At 63.8% G+C, this 19,690-nt stretch carries 21 protein-coding genes; 1 reads left to right on the plus strand and 20 read right to left on the minus strand.

The window, feature by feature from the left end; all coding sequences use genetic code 11:
• Positions 1 to 5: 5 nt before the first annotated feature.
• The 9 genes from ACY34H_RS26720 to rpsF form a co-directional block, all read right to left on the minus strand.
• Positions 6 to 572, minus strand: coding sequence for a helix-turn-helix domain-containing protein (locus ACY34H_RS26720; protein WP_464980464.1), 567 nt, complete (start codon positions 570 to 572; stop codon positions 6 to 8).
• Between the two features lie 38 nt (positions 573 to 610).
• Positions 611 to 1,594, minus strand: coding sequence for a bile acid:sodium symporter family protein (locus ACY34H_RS26725; protein WP_464980465.1), 984 nt, complete (start codon positions 1,592 to 1,594; stop codon positions 611 to 613).
• 65 nt (positions 1,595 to 1,659) lie between these two features.
• On the minus strand, positions 1,660 to 2,670 hold the full coding sequence (locus ACY34H_RS26730; RefSeq protein ID WP_464980466.1) for an anion permease: 1,011 nt from the start codon (positions 2,668 to 2,670) through the stop codon (positions 1,660 to 1,662).
• 23 nt (positions 2,671 to 2,693) lie between these two features.
• Positions 2,694 to 3,320, minus strand: coding sequence for a DUF47 domain-containing protein (locus ACY34H_RS26735; RefSeq protein WP_131144494.1), 627 nt, complete (start codon positions 3,318 to 3,320; stop codon positions 2,694 to 2,696).
• A 73-nt stretch (positions 3,321 to 3,393) separates the two neighbouring features.
• The gene (locus ACY34H_RS26740; RefSeq protein ID WP_464980467.1) at positions 3,394 to 4,779 is read right to left on the minus strand and encodes a replicative DNA helicase; all 1,386 of its coding nucleotides are present in this window, start codon (positions 4,777 to 4,779) and stop codon (positions 3,394 to 3,396) included.
• 309 nt (positions 4,780 to 5,088) lie between these two features.
• A complete protein-coding gene (gene rplI, locus ACY34H_RS26745; protein WP_464980468.1) occupies positions 5,089 to 5,541 on the minus strand; it encodes a 50S ribosomal protein L9 in 453 nt (150 codons plus the stop codon).
• Between the two features lie 33 nt (positions 5,542 to 5,574).
• Positions 5,575 to 5,865 carry a 30S ribosomal protein S18 gene (rpsR, locus tag ACY34H_RS26750; RefSeq protein ID WP_107143310.1) on the minus strand — a complete coding sequence of 97 codons (291 nt, stop codon included), beginning with the start codon at positions 5,863 to 5,865 and terminating at the stop codon, positions 5,575 to 5,577.
• Between the two features lie 30 nt (positions 5,866 to 5,895).
• Positions 5,896 to 6,186, minus strand: a complete 291-nt coding sequence (gene priB / locus ACY34H_RS26755) for a primosomal replication protein N (protein ID WP_464980494.1) — start codon at positions 6,184 to 6,186, stop codon at positions 5,896 to 5,898.
• Between the two features lie 15 nt (positions 6,187 to 6,201).
• Complete coding sequence (gene rpsF / locus ACY34H_RS26760; RefSeq protein WP_464980469.1) at positions 6,202 to 6,591, minus strand: 30S ribosomal protein S6; 390 nt, start codon at positions 6,589 to 6,591, stop codon at positions 6,202 to 6,204.
• 363 nt (positions 6,592 to 6,954) lie between these two features.
• Between rpsF and lexA the strand changes: the two genes are divergently transcribed.
• Positions 6,955 to 7,620 (plus strand): transcriptional repressor LexA, encoded by a 666-nt coding sequence (lexA, locus tag ACY34H_RS26765; RefSeq protein WP_464980470.1) that lies wholly within the window; start codon positions 6,955 to 6,957, stop codon positions 7,618 to 7,620.
• Positions 7,621 to 7,726: 106 nt separating this feature from the next.
• On the opposite strand, the gene ACY34H_RS26770 is transcribed toward lexA, so the two are convergent.
• The 11 genes from ACY34H_RS26770 to truA all read right to left on the minus strand — a co-directional run bounded on the left by ACY34H_RS26770 (position 7,727) and on the right by truA (position 19,619).
• Positions 7,727 to 8,515 (minus strand): hypothetical protein, encoded by a 789-nt coding sequence (locus ACY34H_RS26770; RefSeq protein WP_464980471.1) that lies wholly within the window; start codon positions 8,513 to 8,515, stop codon positions 7,727 to 7,729.
• A gap of 265 nt (positions 8,516 to 8,780) precedes the next feature.
• Complete coding sequence (locus ACY34H_RS26775; protein ID WP_464980472.1) at positions 8,781 to 10,022, minus strand: cystathionine gamma-synthase family protein; 1,242 nt, start codon at positions 10,020 to 10,022, stop codon at positions 8,781 to 8,783.
• Positions 10,023 to 10,230: 208 nt separating this feature from the next.
• Positions 10,231 to 11,751, minus strand: coding sequence for an amidophosphoribosyltransferase (purF, locus tag ACY34H_RS26780; RefSeq protein WP_464980473.1), 1,521 nt, complete (start codon positions 11,749 to 11,751; stop codon positions 10,231 to 10,233).
• 40 nt (positions 11,752 to 11,791) lie between these two features.
• Positions 11,792 to 12,280 carry a CvpA family protein gene (locus ACY34H_RS26785; RefSeq protein ID WP_464980495.1) on the minus strand — a complete coding sequence of 163 codons (489 nt, stop codon included), beginning with the start codon at positions 12,278 to 12,280 and terminating at the stop codon, positions 11,792 to 11,794.
• A 46-nt stretch (positions 12,281 to 12,326) separates the two neighbouring features.
• A complete protein-coding gene (locus tag ACY34H_RS26790; RefSeq protein WP_464980474.1) occupies positions 12,327 to 13,385 on the minus strand; it encodes an SPOR domain-containing protein in 1,059 nt (352 codons plus the stop codon).
• 8 nt (positions 13,386 to 13,393) lie between these two features.
• Entirely contained in the window at positions 13,394 to 14,680 is a 1,287-nt protein-coding gene (folC, locus tag ACY34H_RS26795) for a bifunctional tetrahydrofolate synthase/dihydrofolate synthase (RefSeq protein ID WP_464980475.1), read from the minus strand.
• Positions 14,681 to 14,806: 126 nt separating this feature from the next.
• Positions 14,807 to 15,679: an acetyl-CoA carboxylase, carboxyltransferase subunit beta gene (gene accD / locus ACY34H_RS26800; protein ID WP_464980476.1), complete on the minus strand. Its 873-nt coding sequence runs from the start codon at positions 15,677 to 15,679 to the stop codon at positions 14,807 to 14,809.
• 173 nt (positions 15,680 to 15,852) lie between these two features.
• Positions 15,853 to 16,650, minus strand: a complete 798-nt coding sequence (trpA, locus tag ACY34H_RS26805) for a tryptophan synthase subunit alpha (protein WP_464980477.1) — start codon at positions 16,648 to 16,650, stop codon at positions 15,853 to 15,855.
• A 143-nt stretch (positions 16,651 to 16,793) separates the two neighbouring features.
• Complete coding sequence (gene trpB, locus ACY34H_RS26810; protein ID WP_464980478.1) at positions 16,794 to 18,035, minus strand: tryptophan synthase subunit beta; 1,242 nt, start codon at positions 18,033 to 18,035, stop codon at positions 16,794 to 16,796.
• Between the two features lie 40 nt (positions 18,036 to 18,075).
• Complete coding sequence (locus tag ACY34H_RS26815) at positions 18,076 to 18,783, minus strand: phosphoribosylanthranilate isomerase (protein ID WP_464980479.1); 708 nt, start codon at positions 18,781 to 18,783, stop codon at positions 18,076 to 18,078.
• Between the two features lie 11 nt (positions 18,784 to 18,794).
• Positions 18,795 to 19,619, minus strand: coding sequence for a tRNA pseudouridine(38-40) synthase TruA (gene truA / locus ACY34H_RS26820; protein ID WP_464980480.1), 825 nt, complete (start codon positions 19,617 to 19,619; stop codon positions 18,795 to 18,797).
• Positions 19,620 to 19,690: the final 71 nt, after the last annotated feature.

A 19,690-nucleotide genomic window follows, 5' to 3' on the forward strand; every position in this document is an offset into this window, starting at 1 on the left:
TTCACTCATGGTTCGCAGATGGCGATGAGGTAATGGGCCCCGCCGGGGCCGGGGCAGGAAAAGCGCGTCGCGCCGTACAGGCGGAAGCGCAGGCAGTCGCCCGGCTCCAGCCGGTACGTGACGCCGTCGAGCGTATAGTCGAGCAGGCCGTCGATCATCCAGATGTGCTGTTCCAGGCCAGGCTGGGGCGGCTGCGGGTAGTCGATCAGGGCGCCGGCTGGCAGGCGGCCTTCGACCAGTTCGCCGCGCAGTCCGCGCGCCGGCGGCGATACCATGCGCCGGGTGAAACCGCTGGCGGGGTCGGTCCATACCGCCTGGTCGGCCGAGCGGACCAGTTGCACGGCGCCCTCCTCGACCGCTGCGATCAGGCGCGACATCGGCAAGCCGTAAGCCGCGCACAGCTTGCCCAGCAGCGCCGCCGTCGGGCTGCTCTCGCCCCGCTCCAGGCGCGACAGCGTGGCGCGGCTGATGCCGGCGCGCTGCGCCAGTTCTTCCAGCGACCAGCCGCGCTCTTCGCGCAGCAGGGCCAGCCGGGCCACCAGCTTGGTTTCGAATCGGTCGTGATTTCCCATATCCGGGAATATATCCCGAATTTGAGAAAAAGGAAATGTCAGTCCGGTGGCCGCTGCGCGAAGCGCTGCGCCAGCACCGAACAAACCATCAGCTGGATCTGGTGGAACAGCATGATCGGCAGGATGACCATGCCCAGCGACGAGGTGGCGAACAGCACTTTCGCCATCGGCACGCCGGAGGCCAGGCTTTTCTTCGAGCCGCAGAACACGATCGTCACCTCGTCTTCGCGGGAGAAACCCAGCTTGCGGCTGGCATACATCGTCACGGCCAGCACGATTGCCAGCAGCACGCAGCAGACGACGCCCAGCGTGACGAGGACGGTGGGCGACAGCTTGTGCCACAGCCCTTCGTTGACCGCCGCCGAAAACGCCGTGTAGATCACCAGCAGGATCGAGCCCTGGTCGACGAATTTCAGCATCGGCTTGTGGCGGTCGATCCACTTGCCGATCAGGGGGCGCAGCAACTGGCCGGCGATGAACGGCACCAGCAGCTGCAGCACGATGGCCAGCACCGCGTCGCCGGTGGAGCGTTCCACATGGCCCTGCACCACGAAGGCGGAGACCAGCAGCGGCGTGATGAAGATGCCGAGGAAGTTCGACGCGGAGGCGCTGCATACCGCGGCCGGCACGTTGCCGCGCCCCATCGCGGTCAGCGCGATCGACGACTGCACGGTGGATGGCAGCATGCACAGGAACAGCAGGCCGACATACAGTTCGGGCGTCAGCACCTGCAAGGCGATCGGCTTGAACGCCAGGCCGAGGATGGGGAACAGCACGAAGGTGGAGCACAGCACCAGCAGGTGCAGGCGCCAGTGCGTGATGCCGGCGATAACGGCTTCGCGTGACAGCTTGGCGCCGTGCAGGAAGAACAGCAGGCCGATCACGAAGGTCGTGATATCGCCGAGCACCACGGCCACCTGCCCGGTACAGGGCAGCAGCGTGGCGACGCCGACGGTGGCCAGCAGGATCAGCGTGAAATTGTCGGGCTTGAACTTCGAGAGGGTGGAGAGAACGGAAGACATACGGGATTCTAGCCGAATACAAAAAAAGGGAGCCGCGGCTCCCTTTGATTCCAGGCGGTGCCTGCTTACAGGATCTGGGTGCCGATCCACCAGCCGATGGCGGCCACGAACGCCGAAGCGGGAATCGTGAAGACCCAGGCCCAGACGATGTTGCCGGCCACGCCCCAGCGCACGGCCGACAGGCGCTGCGCGGAGCCGACGCCGACGATCGCGCCGGTGATCGTGTGCGTGGTCGAGACGGGCACGCCCCAGAACGAGGCCATCAGCAGCGTGATCGCGCCGCCCGTTTCGGCACAGAAGCCGCCGACCGGTTTCAGCTTGGTGATCTTCTGGCCCATCGTCTTGACGATGCGCCAGCCACCGAACAGCGTGCCGAAGCTGATCATGCCGTAGCACGACACGATCACCCAGGTGGGCGGCTCGGTCGCGTCGGCCGCGACGTGGCCCGAAGCGATCAGCAGCATCCAGATGATGCCCATGGTTTTCTGCGCATCGTTGCCGCCGTGGCCCAGGCTGTAGGCGGCCGCGGAGGCCAGCTGCAGCCGGCGGAACCATGTGTCGATGCGGCGCGGTGTCGACTTCACGAACACCCAGGACACGATCAGCATGATCAGCGTGCCCAGGAAGAAGCCCAGCAGCGGTGCCACGACGATGAAGATCACGGTCTTGATCAGGCCACTGGCGATCAGTGCGCCGGTACCGGCCTTGGCGACTGCCGCGCCTACCAGGCCGCCGATCAGCGCGTGCGAGGACGACGACGGAATGCCGTAGTACCACGTGATCACGTTCCACACGATGGCGCCCACCAGGGCGCCGAAGATCACGTGATGGTCCACCACGTGCGGGTCGATGGTGCCCTTGCCGATCGTCGTCGCCACGTGCAGGCCGACGACGAAGATCGCCACGAAGTTGAAGAACGCGGCCATCGCCACGGCGGTCTGCGGCTTCAGGACGCCGGTCGAGACGACCGTCGCGATCGCGTTCGCGGCGTCGTGGAAGCCGTTCATGAAGTCGAAGAGCAGCGCCAGGGCAATCAGGAGCCCCAGCGCGTAGATGCTGATTTCTAAGGTCTGCATGTTGTTGTTTTACCGTGCGACGCTTACGCGTTCTCGACGATGATGCCTTCGATGATGTTGGCCACGTCTTCGCAGCGGTCGGTCACGGTTTCCAGGATCTCGTAGATCGCCTTCATCTTGATCAGGTTGCGCACGTCCGGCTCGTCGCGGAACAGCTTGGACATGGCGGCGCGCATTACATGGTCGGCGTCCGATTCCAGGCGGTCGATTTCCTCGCAGATGCCGACGATGTCGCGGGCATTGTCCATGTTCGACAGCAGGGCCACGGCTTCCTTCACCTTTTCGCAGCAGGCCAGCACCAGCTCGGCCAGGCGCTTGGCTTCCGGCGTGACGGCATGCAGGTCGTACAGCGACACGGTCTGGCCGGCGTCTTCCATCATGTCCAGGATGTCGTCCATCTTGGTGATCAGCTTGTGGATGTCGTCCCGGTCGATCGGCGTGATGAACGTCTTGTGCAGCAGGTCCACCGTGGTGTAGGTGATCTTGTCGGCCTGTTTCTCGATGCTTTCGATCGCATGCACGCGGTTTTCCAGGTCATCGAAATTGGTCATCAGGCCCAGCATTTCTTTCGCGCCCTTGACGCACAGTTCAGCATGCTGGTTGAACAGGTCAAAGAATTTGCCCTCGGTGGGCATCAGGCGTCCAAACATATTATTCTCCGTTGGTTGATTCGGGGGTGCTGCCGGGGCCGCTGCTCTAAGCGGCCCCTCTTGGTGCTGGTGATCAGTCGCCCTGGTAGATCGACAGATTACCGGTGTAGTTGCCGAACTTGGTGTACATGCCCATCCATGTCAGACGGATCGCGCCGATCGGGCCGTTACGCTGCTTGCCGATGATGATCTCGGCGGTACCCTTGTCCGGTGAGTCGGGGTTGTAGACCTCGTCCCGGTACAGGAAGATGATGACGTCCGCATCCTGTTCGATAGCGCCGGATTCGCGCAGGTCGGACATCACGGGACGCTTGTTGGGCCGCTGTTCCAGCGAGCGGTTCAGCTGCGACAGCGCGATCACCGGGCAGTGCAGCTCCTTCGCCAGGCCCTTCAACGATCGCGAGATCTCGGAAATCTCGGCGGCGCGGTTGTCGCCTTGCTGCGAGCCCGTCATCAGCTGCAGGTAGTCGACGATGATGAGGCCCAGCTTGCCGCACTGGCGCGCCAGGCGGCGCGCGCGGGCGCGCATCTCGATCGGATTCAGCGCCGGCGTCTCGTCGATGTACAGCTGGGCTTCATTCATTTTCTGGATCGCGTGCGTCAGGCGCGGCCAGTCTTCATCGTTCAGCTTGCCGGTACGCAGGCGATGCTGGTCGAGCTGGCCAACGGAGCCCAGCATACGCATCGCCAGCTGCGCGCCGCCCATCTCCATCGAGAAGACGGCAACGGGCAGGCCCGCTTCGATGGCGACGTTCTCACCGATGTTGACGGAAAATGCCGTCTTGCCCATCGATGGACGGCCGGCCACGATGACCAGGTCGCCGGGCTGCAGGCCGGACGTCATTTTGTCCAGGTCGGCAAAGCCGGTCGGCACGCCGGTGATCTCGCTGCCGCTGTCGCGGCTGTACAGTTCGTCGATGCGCTCGACCACCTGGGTGAGCAGCGGCTGCACCGCGGTCCAGCCGGACGAGCCGCGCGAGCCCTGCTCGGCGATCGCGAAGATCTTCGACTCCGCTTCGTCGAGCATCTGCTTGACTTCCTTGCCCTGCGGGCTGAACGCATTGCCGGAGATTTCGTCGGCCACGGTGATCAGCTTGCGCAGCACGCCGCGGTCGCGCACGATCTCGGCATATCGGCGGATGTTCGCCGCCGATGGCGTGTTTTGCGCCATCGCATTCAGGTACTGCAGGCCGCCCACTTCATCGGCCTTGCCCAGCATCGTCAGCGCTTCGAACACGGTGATCACGTCGGCCGGTTTGCCGCCATTGATCAGGCGGATCATCTGTTCGAAGATGATCCGGTGGTCGTAACGGTAGAAATCCTCCGCGTGCATGAAGTCGGCGATGCGGTCCCATGCGGCGTTATCGCGCAACAAACCGCCGATCACCGATTGTTCGGCTTCGATGGAATGGGGCGGGATACGGAGGGAATCGACTTGCGGGTCGGATGGGGCATTCATGGCGCGCATTATACCTGCATAAGCAGGCCAAAGTTCATAATGGTTGGCAAGATCGCTGCCCTGCCGGCAGCTTTGTGACAGCTTGATGACACCCTCGCAGCTCTGTTATAGCAGCCAAATGTCAGGCTTGTCGCGCTTCATGCGGCAGCGGAAACAGCGTGTTGCGGACGCATGCTTCGGGTGCCGCTTCGGCGCTGCTGCGCGGGCTGCATGCAGGGCCTCGCGGCACCGGCGCCGGCAATAAAAAAGCCGGGCGAACCCGGCTTTTTTAATTGTACGACTGTCTTACCGAGGAAAGAATCCCGGCAATCAGGCGGTTTCGCCCACGACGGCGACGGTCACATCGACCACCACGTCCGTGTGCAGGGAAACCGACACCGGGTGCTCGCCGGTGGTCTTCAGCGGGCCGTTCGGCAGGCGCACGGCAGCTTTCTCGACCGGGAAACCGGCCTTCGACAGGGCTTCGGCGATGTCGAAGTTGGTGACGGAGCCGAACAGGCGGCCATCGACGCCGGCCTTCTGCGACACGGTCACGGTCATGCCGTTCAGCTTTTCGCCCTGGCCTTGTGCGGCAGCCAGCTTTTCGGCGGCGGCTTTTTCCAGTTCGGCGCGCTTGGTTTCAAACTCGGCCACGGCGGCCGTGGTGGCGCGGCGTGCCAGTTTTTGCGGGATCAGGAAGTTACGTGCGTAGCCGTCCTTGACCTTCACCACGTCGCCCAGGTTGCCGACGTTGATAACTTTTTCCAGCAGAATGATTTGCATAATGTTCTCCAGTTCTATCTGTACTGCTGCCGATTAGGCGTGGTGCAGATCGGTGTACGGCAGCAGGGCCAGGTAGCGCGCGCGCTTGATCGCGGTATCCACTTGACGCTGGTAGTGCGCCTTCGTGCCGGTCAGGCGTGCCGGCATGATCTTGCCGTTTTCCTGGATGAAATCTTTCAGGGTGTCGACGTCTTTGTAGTCGACCTGCTCAACGCCAGCGGCGGTGAAGCGGCAGAACTTCTTACGCTTGAACAGCGGGTTCTGCTGTTTGCGCTTTTCTTTCAGCTTGGCTTTGTTTTTGTCGAACTTTTTACCGAATGCCATTTTAGGCTCCTGTATTAAATATTGTGTCGCTCAGGCGGCACGAAAATCAATGATGTGAAAAACCAGGCTCTTGCTGTTGCGGCCTTTCCTGGCGAGGAACCCCGTGAATTCGTAGGTGCCTCCCAGTGGCGCGCCGCTGAAACGGCCTGAAATCTCTCCCGCGGCAACCGCGGCGATCTCAAACTCCGTCAGGCGGGCGATGCCTGCCTCGATCTGCTGCGAACTGTGCTGCAAGATTGCATTCACGATCGGCAGCCCGGCGGGGGTATAGCGAATGACTTCCCGCTCGGTGATCAGGCCGGTAAACCTCAGCTCGTTCAGCAAGACTCCGTGGATTTAGGCTGCTGCTGCTGCTGCAGGAGCGGCCGCGGCTTCGGCGCGGTGGCTCTTGGCGGCGTCTTCACGCTGGACCGACTTCATCATCGGCGAAGGAGCGGTTTCCGCTTTCTTCATCTTGACGGTCAGGTGGCGCAGCACGGCATCATTGAATTTGAACGCGGTTTCCAGTTCGACCAGCGTATCGTTGTCGCACTCGATGTTCAGGCAGATGTAGTGTGCCTTGGCCAGTTTCTGGATCGAGTACGCCATTTGACGGCGGCCCCAGTCTTCCACGCGGTGCACGTTACCGCCGCGCGAGGTCACGCTGGCCTTGTAACGTTCGATCATCGCGGGCACTTGCTCGCTCTGGTCCGGATGGACGATAAATACGATTTCGTAGTGACGCATGCAAACTCCCTTAAGGACTGTTGATAGCCCACCCTGGCGTCAAGACAGGTGTGGGAAGAGGTAAGCCCGCAAGCATAGCAGGATTTTTCGGCGCTGGCTAGCCGCGCGGCCGGGCGGCAACCGACCCGAAAGCAGCCGGAAGCAGCCTTCCGGGCCGGTTTCGCGGCATCCCGCGTCACACCGGCAGGCGTGAAATGACGGCCTGGCGCAACGGCGTAGCGCCGTCTTGCGCGGAAATTTTCCTGGAAAACAGGGTCCGTCCCCATTTTTCGGGAAATATTTCTCGCCCGGGAGGGTTTTCCCTTGCATTCACGCCGACACTGTACAAAAATACAGACTGTCTATATACACAGCAATCTGGTCATGATCAAGCTCACCGCAAGGCAGGAACAAATTCTCAACCTGATCAGGGACGCCATCGAATCCACCGGCTTCCCGCCGACCCGCGCGGAGATCGCCGCCGAGTTGGGATTCAAGTCGGCCAATGCGGCCGAAGAGCACCTGAAGGCGCTGGCGCGCAAGGGGGCCATTGAAATCACCGCCGGCACGTCGCGCGGCATCCGCCTGCTGGGCGAGCGCGCGCGCGCCAACCCGGCCGCGGCGCAATCCGGCACGGACTTCCTGCCGCAGGTGCCTGCGGCATTGCTGATGCAGTTGCCGCTGATTGGCCGCGTGGCCGCCGGCTCGCCGATCCTGGCGCAGGAAAACCTGGAAAAAACCTACAGCGTCGACCCGGCGCTGTTTTCAGCGAAGCCCGATTTCCTGCTGAAGGTGCGCGGCGAATCGATGCGCGACGTCGGCATCATGGATGGCGACCTGCTGGCGGTGAAGAAAGTGGACAGTGCCAAGAACGGCCAGATCGTCGTGGCCCGCATCGGCAGCGAAGTGACCGTGAAGCGCTACCGCCGTACCGGTTCCACGATCGAACTGCTGCCGGAAAACCCAGACTTCAAGATCATCACCGTAACGCCGGACGACGAATTCGCACTCGAAGGCCTGGCCGTCGGCCTCCTGCGCACCTGGCATTGATGGCTCAGCCGCTGCCTTGACGGGATGCGCTGACGAGCCGCATGGCTGTCAGCGCAGGGCATATCCGGCAGTGCGCCCACGCTCCGGGCAGCAGGCCTGCTGGCGCTCAGCGCCTGGTGGGCGGCGTCGCGATGCGGCCGCGGAAGTCATTCTGGCGGCTCTGGAAGTCCCGGTTGATGGCGTCCGATGCCACCTTGTCGGCCTTGAAGCGCTCGTTGGCCTGGATCGCCAGTTTTTCCGATGCCTGGAACCAGCTGTCATACCTGGCCACGAGCGGTTCGGCCTGCGCCTTCCCTTCCGCGGCCAGCCTGGCATAAGCGCTTTCCATGCGCTGGCGGGCGCCGTCGAACTCCTGTTCGTTCATCAGGTCGGCAACGTCCCTGGGAATCTTCGAACCGGCCGGCATCGCATTCTGCAACTGCTGGACGAAACCGTTATAGCACTCCTGCCACGCCGAATACTGCTTGTTGACGCGCGTCACGGCGTCCTTGCCGAGAGACGACGCTGGAATATCCGGCGTCGCGCACTGGTACTTCGCGTACGCCAGGTCGGCCCCATCGTACTGCTGCACGTAGTAATCGATGTCGGCACGCCGCGTTTCACGCAGGCGCATCGTTTCCAGCGCAGCGGCCGCTTCCTTGCTGCCGGCTGTCGCGGCTTTCTGGAACCATTGCCGCGCCGCCGCATCGTCCGCCTTGTAGCCCTCGCCATACCAGTGCATTTCGCCGAGATGGAACTGCGCATCCGCGTTGCCGGCCGCCGCAAGGCGCTCGTAGATCGCGCTTGCCTGGGCATAGGCGCGCGTTTCGAGCAGCCGCTTGGCCTCGGCAAGATCATCCGCGAAGGCAGAATTGGCAATCACTGCGGCGACAAGGAAAAACGCGGCATGTTTCACGACAGCTCCTTTTGATGTATTAGGAATAAAACAAAAGAATAAGCCATTCATGCGCCAATGGCGCGGGGTACTTGGCATTTGCACCATTTGTTGCAGGAAGGCTACAGTCGTATGCAACATGCATAGCGCCGCGCGCGACCGCTGTACGCCGGCGGCAGGCGGGAGCGGAGTCGCACCCGCCTGCGCCGCTCATGTGCCGCTCATGTGCCGCTCATGCGCCGCTTATGGCCACTCATGGGCCACTTATGTGCCGCTCATGCACCGGTTACGCGTCGAGCGCCAGGCGGAAGTCGTCGACCAGGTCGGCCGTGTCCTCGATGCCGACCGATACGCGGATCAGCGATTCGGCAATGCCCATCGAGGCACGGCGCTCGGCACCCATCTCGTAGAAGATCGTGTGGGCGACCGGGATCACCAGCGTCCGGGTGTCGCCCAGGTTGGAGGCCGGCACGGCGATCTTCAGGCGGTTCAGGTAATCGAAGCAGTCGATGCCATCGCGCAGTTCGAAACTGAACAGCGAGCCGTAGGCCTTGAACAGGCCGGTGGCGATGCCGTGCTGGGGGTGCGACGGCAAGCCGGGATAATGCACGGCTGCCACGCGCGGATCGGCCGCCAGCATGTCCGCCAGGGCCTGCGCGTTGGCGCAGGTGCGCTCCATGCGCAGCGCCAGCGTTTCGGCACCGACGGCGATGTGGTGCGCCGCTTCCGGCCCCAGCGAAGCGCCGAAGTCGCGCAAGCCCTTGGCACGCACCTGCGTGATGCCCCACATCGCCGGGGCAGCCTTCTTGTAGTTCTCGAAGATGTTCGGGAAGCGGCCCCAGTCATAGGCGCCGGTATCGGTCAGACTGCCGCCCAGCGCATTGCCGTGGCCGGCGATCGATTTCGTCAGCGAATTGACGACCAGGCCCGCGCCCACCGTTTTCGGCTGGAACAGGTAAGGCGTCGTCATCGTATTGTCGACGATGTACAGGATGCCTTTCGCGGCGCACAGCGCGCCAATACGCTCCAGGTCGGCAATCTGCGTGCGCGGATTGGCGATGGTCTCGACGAACACGATGCGCGTGTTCTCCTTCAGCGCGCTTTCGACATTGGCGACATCGGTCGCGTCGACGAAGTCCACGCCCACGCCCTGCCCCGCCACCGTCTGCCACAGGGAGTTCGTATTGCCGAACAAGAACGACGACGACACCACGTGGTCGCCGGCGCGCAGCAGCGCCTGGAACACGGCACCGATCGCCGCCATGCCGGTGGCGAAGCACAGCGTGGCCACGCCGCCCTCCATCTTGTTGACCTTTTCCTCCAGTGCGGAAACGGTCGGATTGCCTTGGCGGCCATAGCGGAAGCCCGGCTCGCGGCCCTGGAACACCGAGGCCAGCTGGCGCGCATCGGTATAACCGAAGGCGACGGATGTGTGGACCGGCTTGTGCAACGATCCCTGCTCGATGGTTTTCTGGCGGTCGCCGTGCAGGATCGTGGTGGTGAAACCGTAGTTTTTCTTGTCGTTCATGTCGTAGCGGGAGAAAGTAACCAGCACGCGCTGGCTGTTTGACACTGGTGGCCCGGCAATCCGGGACAGTCCCCAATTTCACATTTCGGTGGTCTTACAACGTTGTACAACGTTGGGGACTGTCCCCGATGTTGCATTCGGTTGTTTTGCAACGCTCGGGCACTCGGCTTGGCGCGGAAAAAAAGGCTCCGCGAGGAGCCCTTGGTTTTTACGCTTCGGTGGTGGCCGCGTTCAGGTTCAGCTGCGTGCGCGCGGCGTCTTCGACTTTCGCCTTGGGGTTGTGGCGCGCATGCTCGATGCGGTCGAGGTAGTCGGCCGATACGTCGCCAGTGATGTACTTGCCGTCGAAGCAGGAGGCTTCGAAGCTGGTCAGCGCCGGGTTGACGTCGGAGATTGCCTTCTTCAGGTCGTCGAGATCCTGGTACACCAGCGCGTCGGCGGTGATTTCCTTGCATACCTCGTCGACGGTGCGGCCGTGGGCGATCAGCTCGTCGCGCGTCGGCATGTCGATACCGTACACGTTCGGGTACAGCACCGGCGGCGCGGCGGAGGCGAAGATCACTTTCTTGGCGCCGGAGTCGCGCGCCATCTGCACGATTTCGCGGCTGGTGGTGCCGCGCACGATCGAATCGTCGACCAGCAGCACGTTCTTGCCCTTGAACTCGTCGCCGATGGCGTTCAGCTTCTGGCGCACCGATTTCTTGCGCAGCGCCTGGCCCGGCATGATGAAGGTGCGGCCGATGTAGCGGTTCTTGATGAAGCCTTCGCGGTATTCCTTGCCGAGGCGCAGTGCCAGCTGGATCGCGGCGGGGCGCGACGAATCGGGGATCGGCATCACCACGTCGATGTCGTCCGCCAGGCCTTCGCGCTTGATCTTCTCGGCCAGGTATTCGCCCATCTTCAGGCGCGTGCTGTAGACGGAGGCGCCGTCGATCACGGAATCGGGACGCGCCAGGTACACGTATTCGAACACGCACGGATTGAGCGTCGGGTTGTCGGCGCAGATGCGCGCGTGCAGCTTGTTGTCGGCATCGATGAACACGGCTTCGCCCGGCTCGACGTCGCGCACGAAGCGGAAACCGGCGCCTTCCAGCGCCACCGATTCGGACGCCAGCATGTACTCGGTGCCCTGCTCCGTCTCGTTGATGCCCAGGCACAGCGGGCGAATGCCGTACGGGTCGCGGAAGCCCAGCAGGCCGACATCGGCGATCTGCGCCACGGCCGCGTAGCCACCGCGCACGCGGCGGTTCAGCACCGTGACGGCGTCGAACAGCGTGCCCGCATCCAGCGAATAACCGGTGGTGGCGCGCATGATCTCGTGCGCCAGCACGTTCAGCAGCACTTCCGAATCGGAGTCCGTGTTGATGTGGCGGCGATCGTTCTTGAACATCTCGGTCTTGAGCTGTTCCCAGTTGGTGAGGTTGCCATTGTGCGCCAGCGTGATGCCGAACGGCGCATTGACGTAGAACGGTTGCGCTTCCTCTTCCGACGACGAACCGGCCGTCGGGTAGCGGCAGTGGCCGATGCCCGAATTGCCCATCAGCGAACGCATGTTCCGGGTGCGGAACACGTCACGCACGAGGCCGTTCGCCTTGTGCATCGAGAACATGCTGCTGTGATTCGTTGCGATACCGGCCGCATCCTGGCCGCGGTGCTGCAACAGCAGCAGCGCGTCATACAGCAGCTGGTTGACAGGTTGATGGGAAACGACGCCGACGATGCCACACATATTGTGCTCCTGAACAGGGTGCTGCTTGATGGTAGAAATTCTAAAATTGCACATGCTGCGCCACGGCAGCGGGAAGGAACGGTTTCACGGTACGCACGCCCGTTTCCGCGATGGGGGAGAACAGTGCCTCGCGCCAGAAGTCCTGCTGCGGGATCGACGTCATGCCGCACAATATGACGCCCGCCAGCACGATTACAAGCCCGCGCCCCAGGCCGAACAGGCCGCCCAGGCCGCGGTCGGCCAGTGTCATGCCGCCGGCCTCGACCAGTGCCGACACGGCCATCGACAGCAAGCCCATCAGGATGCGCACGCCGATGAACAGTGCCAGGAACGCCACGATCAGCCGTACTGCTTCGCCAGGAATCGCGGCCGGCAACAAGGCCGCGAGTTCCCCGCTGTAGGCGTTGGCAACCACGAAGGCCACGATCCAGCCCAGCAGCGACAGCATTTCCTTGACCAGGCCCCGCAGCGTGCTGACGATGATGGAGGTAATCAGCACGAACAGCACCAGGTAATCGAAGATGGTCAACGCGGGCATTGGTATGCAAAGGTGGTCACGCGAATCCGGCAGTGCGTCAGGCCGGGCTCAGGCTGCCCGACAGGCCGATCTTCTGCAGCTTCGCCTTGGCCTTTTCCGCTTCCTCGCGGCTGCCGAACGGCCCCACCTTCACACGGGTCAGTTCGCCGGAGGGCGATTTCTGCGTAAACGACCGGATGCCGGCATCGCGCAGCTTGCCCTGCAATTCCTCGACCTTGTCGCGGGCGGCCAGCGCAGCCACCTGGATCACGTAGCGGCCGCTATCCGCCGCGGCCGGGGCCGGCGCTGGAGCCGCCTTGCCTTCCAGCAGTGCCAGTGCGCGCGCCGCGTCGTCGGACTTCGCTGCCGGCTTCGCCTCGTGCCGGGCTTCCTGCTTCGGTTCAGGCTTTGCTTCAGCCACCTTGGGTTCAGCCACCTTGGGTTCAGGCTTCTTCGGTTCAGGCCGGATCTCGGCAACCTTCTTCGGCTCGGGCTTGGGCTCATCCCAGCCCGCCACTTTCGGCGCAGGCTTCGGTTCCGGCTTCGCCTGATGCTTCGGCTCCGGCTTCGCTTCCACCTTGGCCACCTTCGCCGGCTCGGCTTTCACCGGTTCGGGCAGCGGCCGCGGCGGTGCGGCAACCACCGGGGTATGGTCTTCCGGTTCGACGATTTCCTCGCTCTGGTCGAGCGCCTCGGCCTGCGCGGTCTTGCTGTCGCCGGACTGCTCACTGTCGGGCTCACTGGCCGGCTCGCTGTCCGGCTTGCTGCCCGCTGGCTGGTCGGTGTCGGGTTTGTCGCGTGGCGGAATCTGGATGGCGATGTCGTTGGCCAGCGGCTTCGGCTCGGAATCGAGCACCATCGGCAGGCCGATCGCGACGGCAAGCGCCAGCGCGATCGCCCCGACCAGGCGGCGGCGCGCGCGCTTTTTCTCGGGAAGTACCGGATCGGGCGCATCCTTTCGGCCGCGGCCGCGGGTCGCGCCGGCGCTGCCGTCGGCGGACGAAGCGCGCTTGGAGCGGGCCCGCTCGGTGATCGCGCGGTCATCCGCTGCGCGGTAGTAGCCGCTGTCTTCAGGGGACTGCTGCTTGTTTTTGCCGAATTTCGAGAACAAGCCCATGCGTGATATCAGTGAAGAGAGGATTTTCGGGCGGCCATGACGCCGGCCACCGTCAGGAACGAGCCAAAGACCACAATTCTATCATTCTCGCCCGCCCGGCTCATTGCATTTGCAAAAGCTTGTGCCGGGGTATCGAAGACATTGACGGTTTTTTCATGGGGGTCCGGCACGGTACCCTGCACTTTCGCGGCCAGTTCCGATGCGCTGGCGGCGCGCGGCGACGGCAGCGTTGCCAGGCACCAGTGATCGATCGAGCCGCCGATGGCCTTGATGACGCCATCGATATCCTTGTCGTGCATCGAGCCGAACACCGCGAACGTGTACGGGTGGTAACCCATGTTGCCGAGGTTCTGGTTCAATGCCGAAGCCGCATGGGGATTGTGCGCCACGTCGAGGATCACGGTGGGGCGGCCAGGCAGCACCTGGAAACGGCCCGGCAGTTCGACGGTGACGAGCCCATGGCGCACTTCCTGCGCGCCGACCGGCAGCTCGTTCTTCAGCACTTCCAGGGCAGCCAGCGCGGCCGAGGCGTTCAGCAGCTGGTTGGCGCCGCGCAGGCTCGGATAGGCCAGCGCGTTGCGGCGCTGGTTGCGGCCGCCATAGTTCCACTGCTGCTTGTCGCCGGCATAGTTGAAGTCGCGCCCCATCAGCCACAGGTCGGCACCGATCGCGTTGGCATGGTCGACCAGCGCCTGCGGCGGCACCGGATCGCTGCAGATCGCCGCCTTGCCGGGCCGGAAGATACCGGCCTTTTCAAAGCCGATCTGCTCGCGCGTGCCGCCCAGGTAATCGACATGGTCGATGTCGACGCTGGTGACGATGGCGACATCGGCATCGATGACGTTGACGGCGTCGAGGCGGCCGCCCAGGCCCACTTCGAGGATCGCCACGTCGAGTGCCGACCTGCTCATCAGGTGCATGATCGCCAGCGTGGTGAATTCGAAGTAGGTCAGCGGCGTGTCGCCGCGCACGGCCTCGACCGCATCGAAGGCCTCGACCAGCATGGCGTCCGAGGCCAGATCGCCATTGACCCGGGCGCGCTCGTTGAAGTCGAGGAAGTGCGGCTTGATGTACAGCCCGACCCGGTAGCCGGCGCGCAGCAGGATCGATTCCAGCATCGCGCAGGTGGAGCCCTTGCCGTTGGTGCCGGCCACCATGATCACCGGGCAGGTGAACTGGAGCTGCAGGCGTTCCTTGACGGCGCGCACGCGGTCGAGGCCCATGTTGATGACGGTTTCGGCGTGGCGCGATTCCAGCAGCGCAAGCCATTCTGGCAGGGTGGTCGGGGTGGGCATGTCAGTTGGAGAAAAGCGGGGGTTGTGCGCAAAGACGTGATTCTATCGCAGGACGTGAAACGGGGCCGGGGTCCCTGCGGACCCGGCCCCGTCGTGCCGCGCTGCGGTGGCGTTATTCCAGGACGATCACGCCAGCACTTCGGCGGCCTGGTTCTGCAGCAGCGCCAGCAGGCGCGCGATTTCTTCGCGCATCTTGCGGCGGTCGACGATCATGTCGATCGCGCCCTTGGTGAGCAGGAATTCGCTGCGCTGGAAGCCTTCCGGCAGCTTTTCGCGCACGGTGTTCTCGATCACGCGCGGGCCGGCAAAACCGATCAGCGCCTTCGGCTCGGCCATCACCACGTCGCCCATGAAGGCGAACGAAGCCGACACGCCGCCCATCGTCGGGTCGGTCAGCACGCTGATGAAGGGCAGCTTCTTCTCGGACAGCTTGGTCAGCATCGACGTCGTCTTGGCCATCTGCATCAGCGACAGCAGGCCTTCCTGCATGCGCGCACCGCCGGTGGCGGTGATGCAGATGAACGGCACCTTCTGCTCGAGCGCCACCTGGGCCGCGCGGGCGAAGCGTTCGCCGACCACGGAACCCATCGAGCCGCCCATGAATTCGAACTCGAAGCAGGCGACGACGACGGGCAGGCTCATGATCGAGCCGCCCAGGCATACCATCGCATCGGTCTCGCCGGTGGCTTCCATGGCCTGCTTCAGGCGGTCCGGATATTTCTTGCTGTCCTTGAACTTCAGCGAATCGACCGGCAGCGTTTCCTGGCCGATCTCATAGCGGCCGCCGGCGTCGAGCAGCGCATCGAGGCGCTCGCGGGCGCGGATGCGCATGTGGTGATCGCATTTCGGGCAGACATGCAGGTTCGACTCGAGATCGGTACGGTACAGCACCGCCTCGCAGGAGGGACACTTGACCCACAGGCCTTCCGGCATCGTCTTGCGGGCGGCGGCTTCCGAGCGCTGGATGCGGGGGGGAAGCAGTTTTTCCAACCAGCTCATATTTTCTCCTGTTGCTCTAACTTAGGGGCGAAGTGTAGCCGTTTCCGCCTGTCGTGTCGAACATTCAAAATTGACAATTTTATGCACGAACGTGAGATTCCATGCGGCCTGCGAAGGCAATGGCCGGCCCATGTCCCGGCGCCAGCACGGGGACACGGGCCCGACCATGAAATTTACGCGTCGAGCGCTTCCCGGATGCCGGCAACGAAAGCCTGCACGGCGGCCGGCGCCTGCTCCGGCTCGGATGCTTCGATTTCCTGGATGATCCGGCTGCCGATGACGACGGCATCCGCCACGCCGGCCAGCGCCTTCGCGGTAGCGGCATCGCGGATGCCGAAGCCCACGCCGATCGGCAGGCTGACGTGCTGGCGGATCGCCGCGATGCGCTCGGCCACCTGGGCGGTGTCGATGTGGCCGGCACCGGTCACGCCCTTCAGCGACACATAGTAGGAGAAACCACTGCCGACCTTGGCAACCTGCGCGATGCGCTCTTCGGTCGAGGTCGGTGCCAGCAGGAAGATTAGGTCGAGGCCGGCGGCGCGCATTTTCGCGGCGAACTCTTCGCATTCCTCGGGCGGGTAATCGACGACGATCGCGCCATCGGCCCCGGCCTCCCGGGATTGCTCGACGAAGGCATCGACGCCGATGCGCTCGATCGGGTTGGCATACCCCATCAGCACCACCGGCGTGTGCTGGTTGGTCTTGCGGAATTCGCGCACGTAGTCGAACACATGGCGGATGCCGACGCCATGCACCAGTGCGCGCTCGCAGGCACGCTGGATGACGGGGCCTTCGGCCATCGGATCGGAAAACGGCACGCCGAGTTCCAGCACGTCGGCACCGCCCGCCACCAGGGCATGCAGCAGCGGCACCGTCGATGTCGGCGCTGGATCGCCGGCGGTAATGAAGGTCACGAGACCGGTCTTGTTTTGCGCTTTCAGCGCGGCGAACGTCTGGGCGATACGGGACATATTATTCTCGGCAAATGTTTCTTGGATGTGGGAGCGGAACAGGGTCGTGGAGCGGTGATCGCCAGCAAGCGATCACGCCTTCCCGACCCGAATGTCGGCGATATTTCTCGACATCGGGGTCAGACCCCGGTTTTGAGCAACTTTCAGCCGAAGTTCATGCCCATCCGCTCGGCCACGGTGTGCATGTCCTTGTCGCCGCGGCCGGACAGGTTGGCCAGCACGATCTGGTCCTTCGGCAGCGTGGCGGCCAGCTTGGCGGCGTAGGCCAGCGCGTGCGACGATTCCAGCGCGGGGATGATGCCTTCGATGTGGCAGCAGTCGTGGAAGGCCTTCAGCGCTTCCTCGTCGGTGATCGACACGTATTGCGCGCGGCCGGAATCCTTCAGCCAGGCATGTTCGGGGCCCACGCCCGGGTAGTCGAGGCCGGCGGACACGGAGTGCGTTTCGATGATCTGGCCATCGTCGCTCTGCAGCAGGTAGGTGCGGTTGCCGTGCAGCACGCCCGGGTAGCCTTTCGTCAGCGATGCGGCGTGCTTGCTGGTGTCGAGTCCCTCGCCGGCCGCTTCCACGCCGATCAGCCGGGTTTCCTTCTGGTCGATGTACGGGTAGAAGATGCCCATCGCATTCGAGCCGCCGCCGATGCAGGCCAGCACGTAGTCGGGCTGGCGGCCGGTCATTTCCGGCATCTGCACCAGGCACTCCTCGCCGATCACGGACTGGAAGTCGCGCACCAGCATCGGATACGGGTGCGGGCCGGCCACCGTGCCGATGATGTAGAACGTGTTCTCGATGTTGGTGACCCAGTCGCGCATGGCTTCGTTCAGCGCATCCTTCAGCGTCTTCGAACCGGACTCGACCGGCACGACGGTGGCGCCCAGCAGCTTCATCCGGTAGACGTTCTGGGCCTGGCGCTTGACGTCCTCGGCGCCCATGTAGACGACGCACTCGAGGCCGAAGCGGGCGCAGATCGTGGCCGTGGCCACGCCGTGCTGGCCGGCGCCGGTTTCGGCGATGATGCGCGGCTTGCCCATGCGCTTGGCCAGTAGCGCCTGGCCGATCACGTTGTTGATCTTGTGCGCGCCGGTATGGTTCAGGTCTTCGCGCTTGAAGTAGATCTGCGCGCCGCCGGCAAGCTCGGACCAGCGCTTGGCATGGTAGATCGGCGATGGCCGGCCGACGAAGTGCTTCAGCTCGTAGCGGAATTCTTCCAGGAATTCGGGATCCTGGCTGTAGCGGGCATAGGCTTCGTTCAGCTCGGCCAGCGCGTAGGTCAGCGTTTCGGCAACGAAGGAGCCGCCGTACGGGCCGAAGTGGCCGGTGCTGTCGGGCAGCTGGTAATCGGTGGCGTGGAACAGCGGTACAGCGAGATCGGATGGGGAGTTCATGTGGCGTTCTCTGAAAACGGGAACGCCGCCGCCGTACAGATCAAGCAGTACGAACCTGTGCGTCGTTCCCGGGGATTGCGTCGCCGGCTTCGACCGCGGCAATGAATTGCGCGATCAGGCCGGCATCCTTGATGCCCTTGGCGGCTTCGACGCCGGAGCTGACGTCAACCGCCCAGGGGCGAACCTGCGCCACCGCGCCAGTCGCATTTTGCGCGCTCAAGCCACCACTCAAAACGGCCCGATGCGCGAGTTCTTTTGGAATGACAGACCAATCGAAAACCTTTCCTGCGCCGCCGTAGGCATCGACATGGGTGTCGAACAGAAGCCCGGCAAAATAGGCGGCATGCAGCCGCGACGAGGCGCGGCACTGTGCGTCGTATTCTAGCAGCTCGCTGCCGGCCGTGGACGGTTTTACCCTGAAAGCCCGGATGAACGGCCGGTTCGCGGCGGCCGCGGCCAGCGCGCATTGCTCGGCCGTTTCGTCGCCATGGAATTGCAGCAGGCTCACCGGCGCCACGCGCACGATGTCGGCCACCTCGTTAGCCGAGGCATTGACGAACAGTCCGACAGCCGTGACGAATGGCGGCAAGCCTGCGATCAGCTCGGCCGCGCGCTGCGGCGTCACATAGCGCGGACTCTTCGGGTAGAACACGAAGCCGATCGCGTCGGCACCGGCGGCCACGGCGGCAGCCACGTCTTCTTCGCGGGTCAGGCCGCAGATCTTGATGCGGGTACGATGCAGGTTCATTTTTTCACCAGTCAGAAAGCGGGAAGGATGCGCGGGGACTCCTGCGGCAGGCCCCATTTGCTGTCGTATTCGATCTGTGCCAGGTACAGACCGTCCGGCATGAAGGTGGGGGCCGCCAGGGTGCGGTTGCGGCCCGCCAGCAGTTCGCCCAGCCAGTCGGTATTTTCGCGGCCCTGCCCCACGTAGATCAGCGAACCGACCAGGTTGCGCACCATGTGGTGCAGGAAAGCGCTGGCCCGCAGCGTGAACAGGATCATGTCGCCATGCCGCTCGATGCGGATCTCGTACATGTCCTTGACCGGGGTTTTCGCCTGGCAGCCGGCTGCGCGAAACGCGGAGAAATCATGCCTGCCCAGCAAGGGAGCGACGGCGGCACGCATCCGCTCCACGTCCAGCGGGCGGTGGGTGAAGCCGGCCCGGCCCGACAGCAGCGGCGCGCGCACCGCGTTGTTGTACAACAGGTAATGGTAAGTGCGCGAGCGCGCCGAAAAGCGCGCATGGAAATCATGCTCCGGCTGGAATTCGGCATCGCCGAAGGGCACCACGTCGTGCAATGGCCTGGCCCAGCGCACGCCGATCGAATCGGGCAGGAAGGCGTTGATGCCGCGCACCCAGGCATGGGGTTCGCGCTGCAGGTCGGTATCGAAATGCACGACCTGGCCCAGCGCATGCACGCCCGCATCCGTACGGCCGGCACAGGTGGTGCCGATGTGGACGCAGGCGAAGCGTTCGATGGCCGCTTCGAGCTTGTCCTGCACGGTCTGGCCATGCGGCTGGACCTGGTATCCCTGCCAGTCGGCGCCGTCATACTGGACGCCCAATGCGATGCGTTTCAATGCCTGCCCGATCGTGATGAAAGAGCGGGCATTATAGCGGCCAGGATCGCTGGCGAGGTAGCGGGCAGCCC

It is taken from the genome of Pseudoduganella sp. jia 9 (assembly GCF_055502615.1).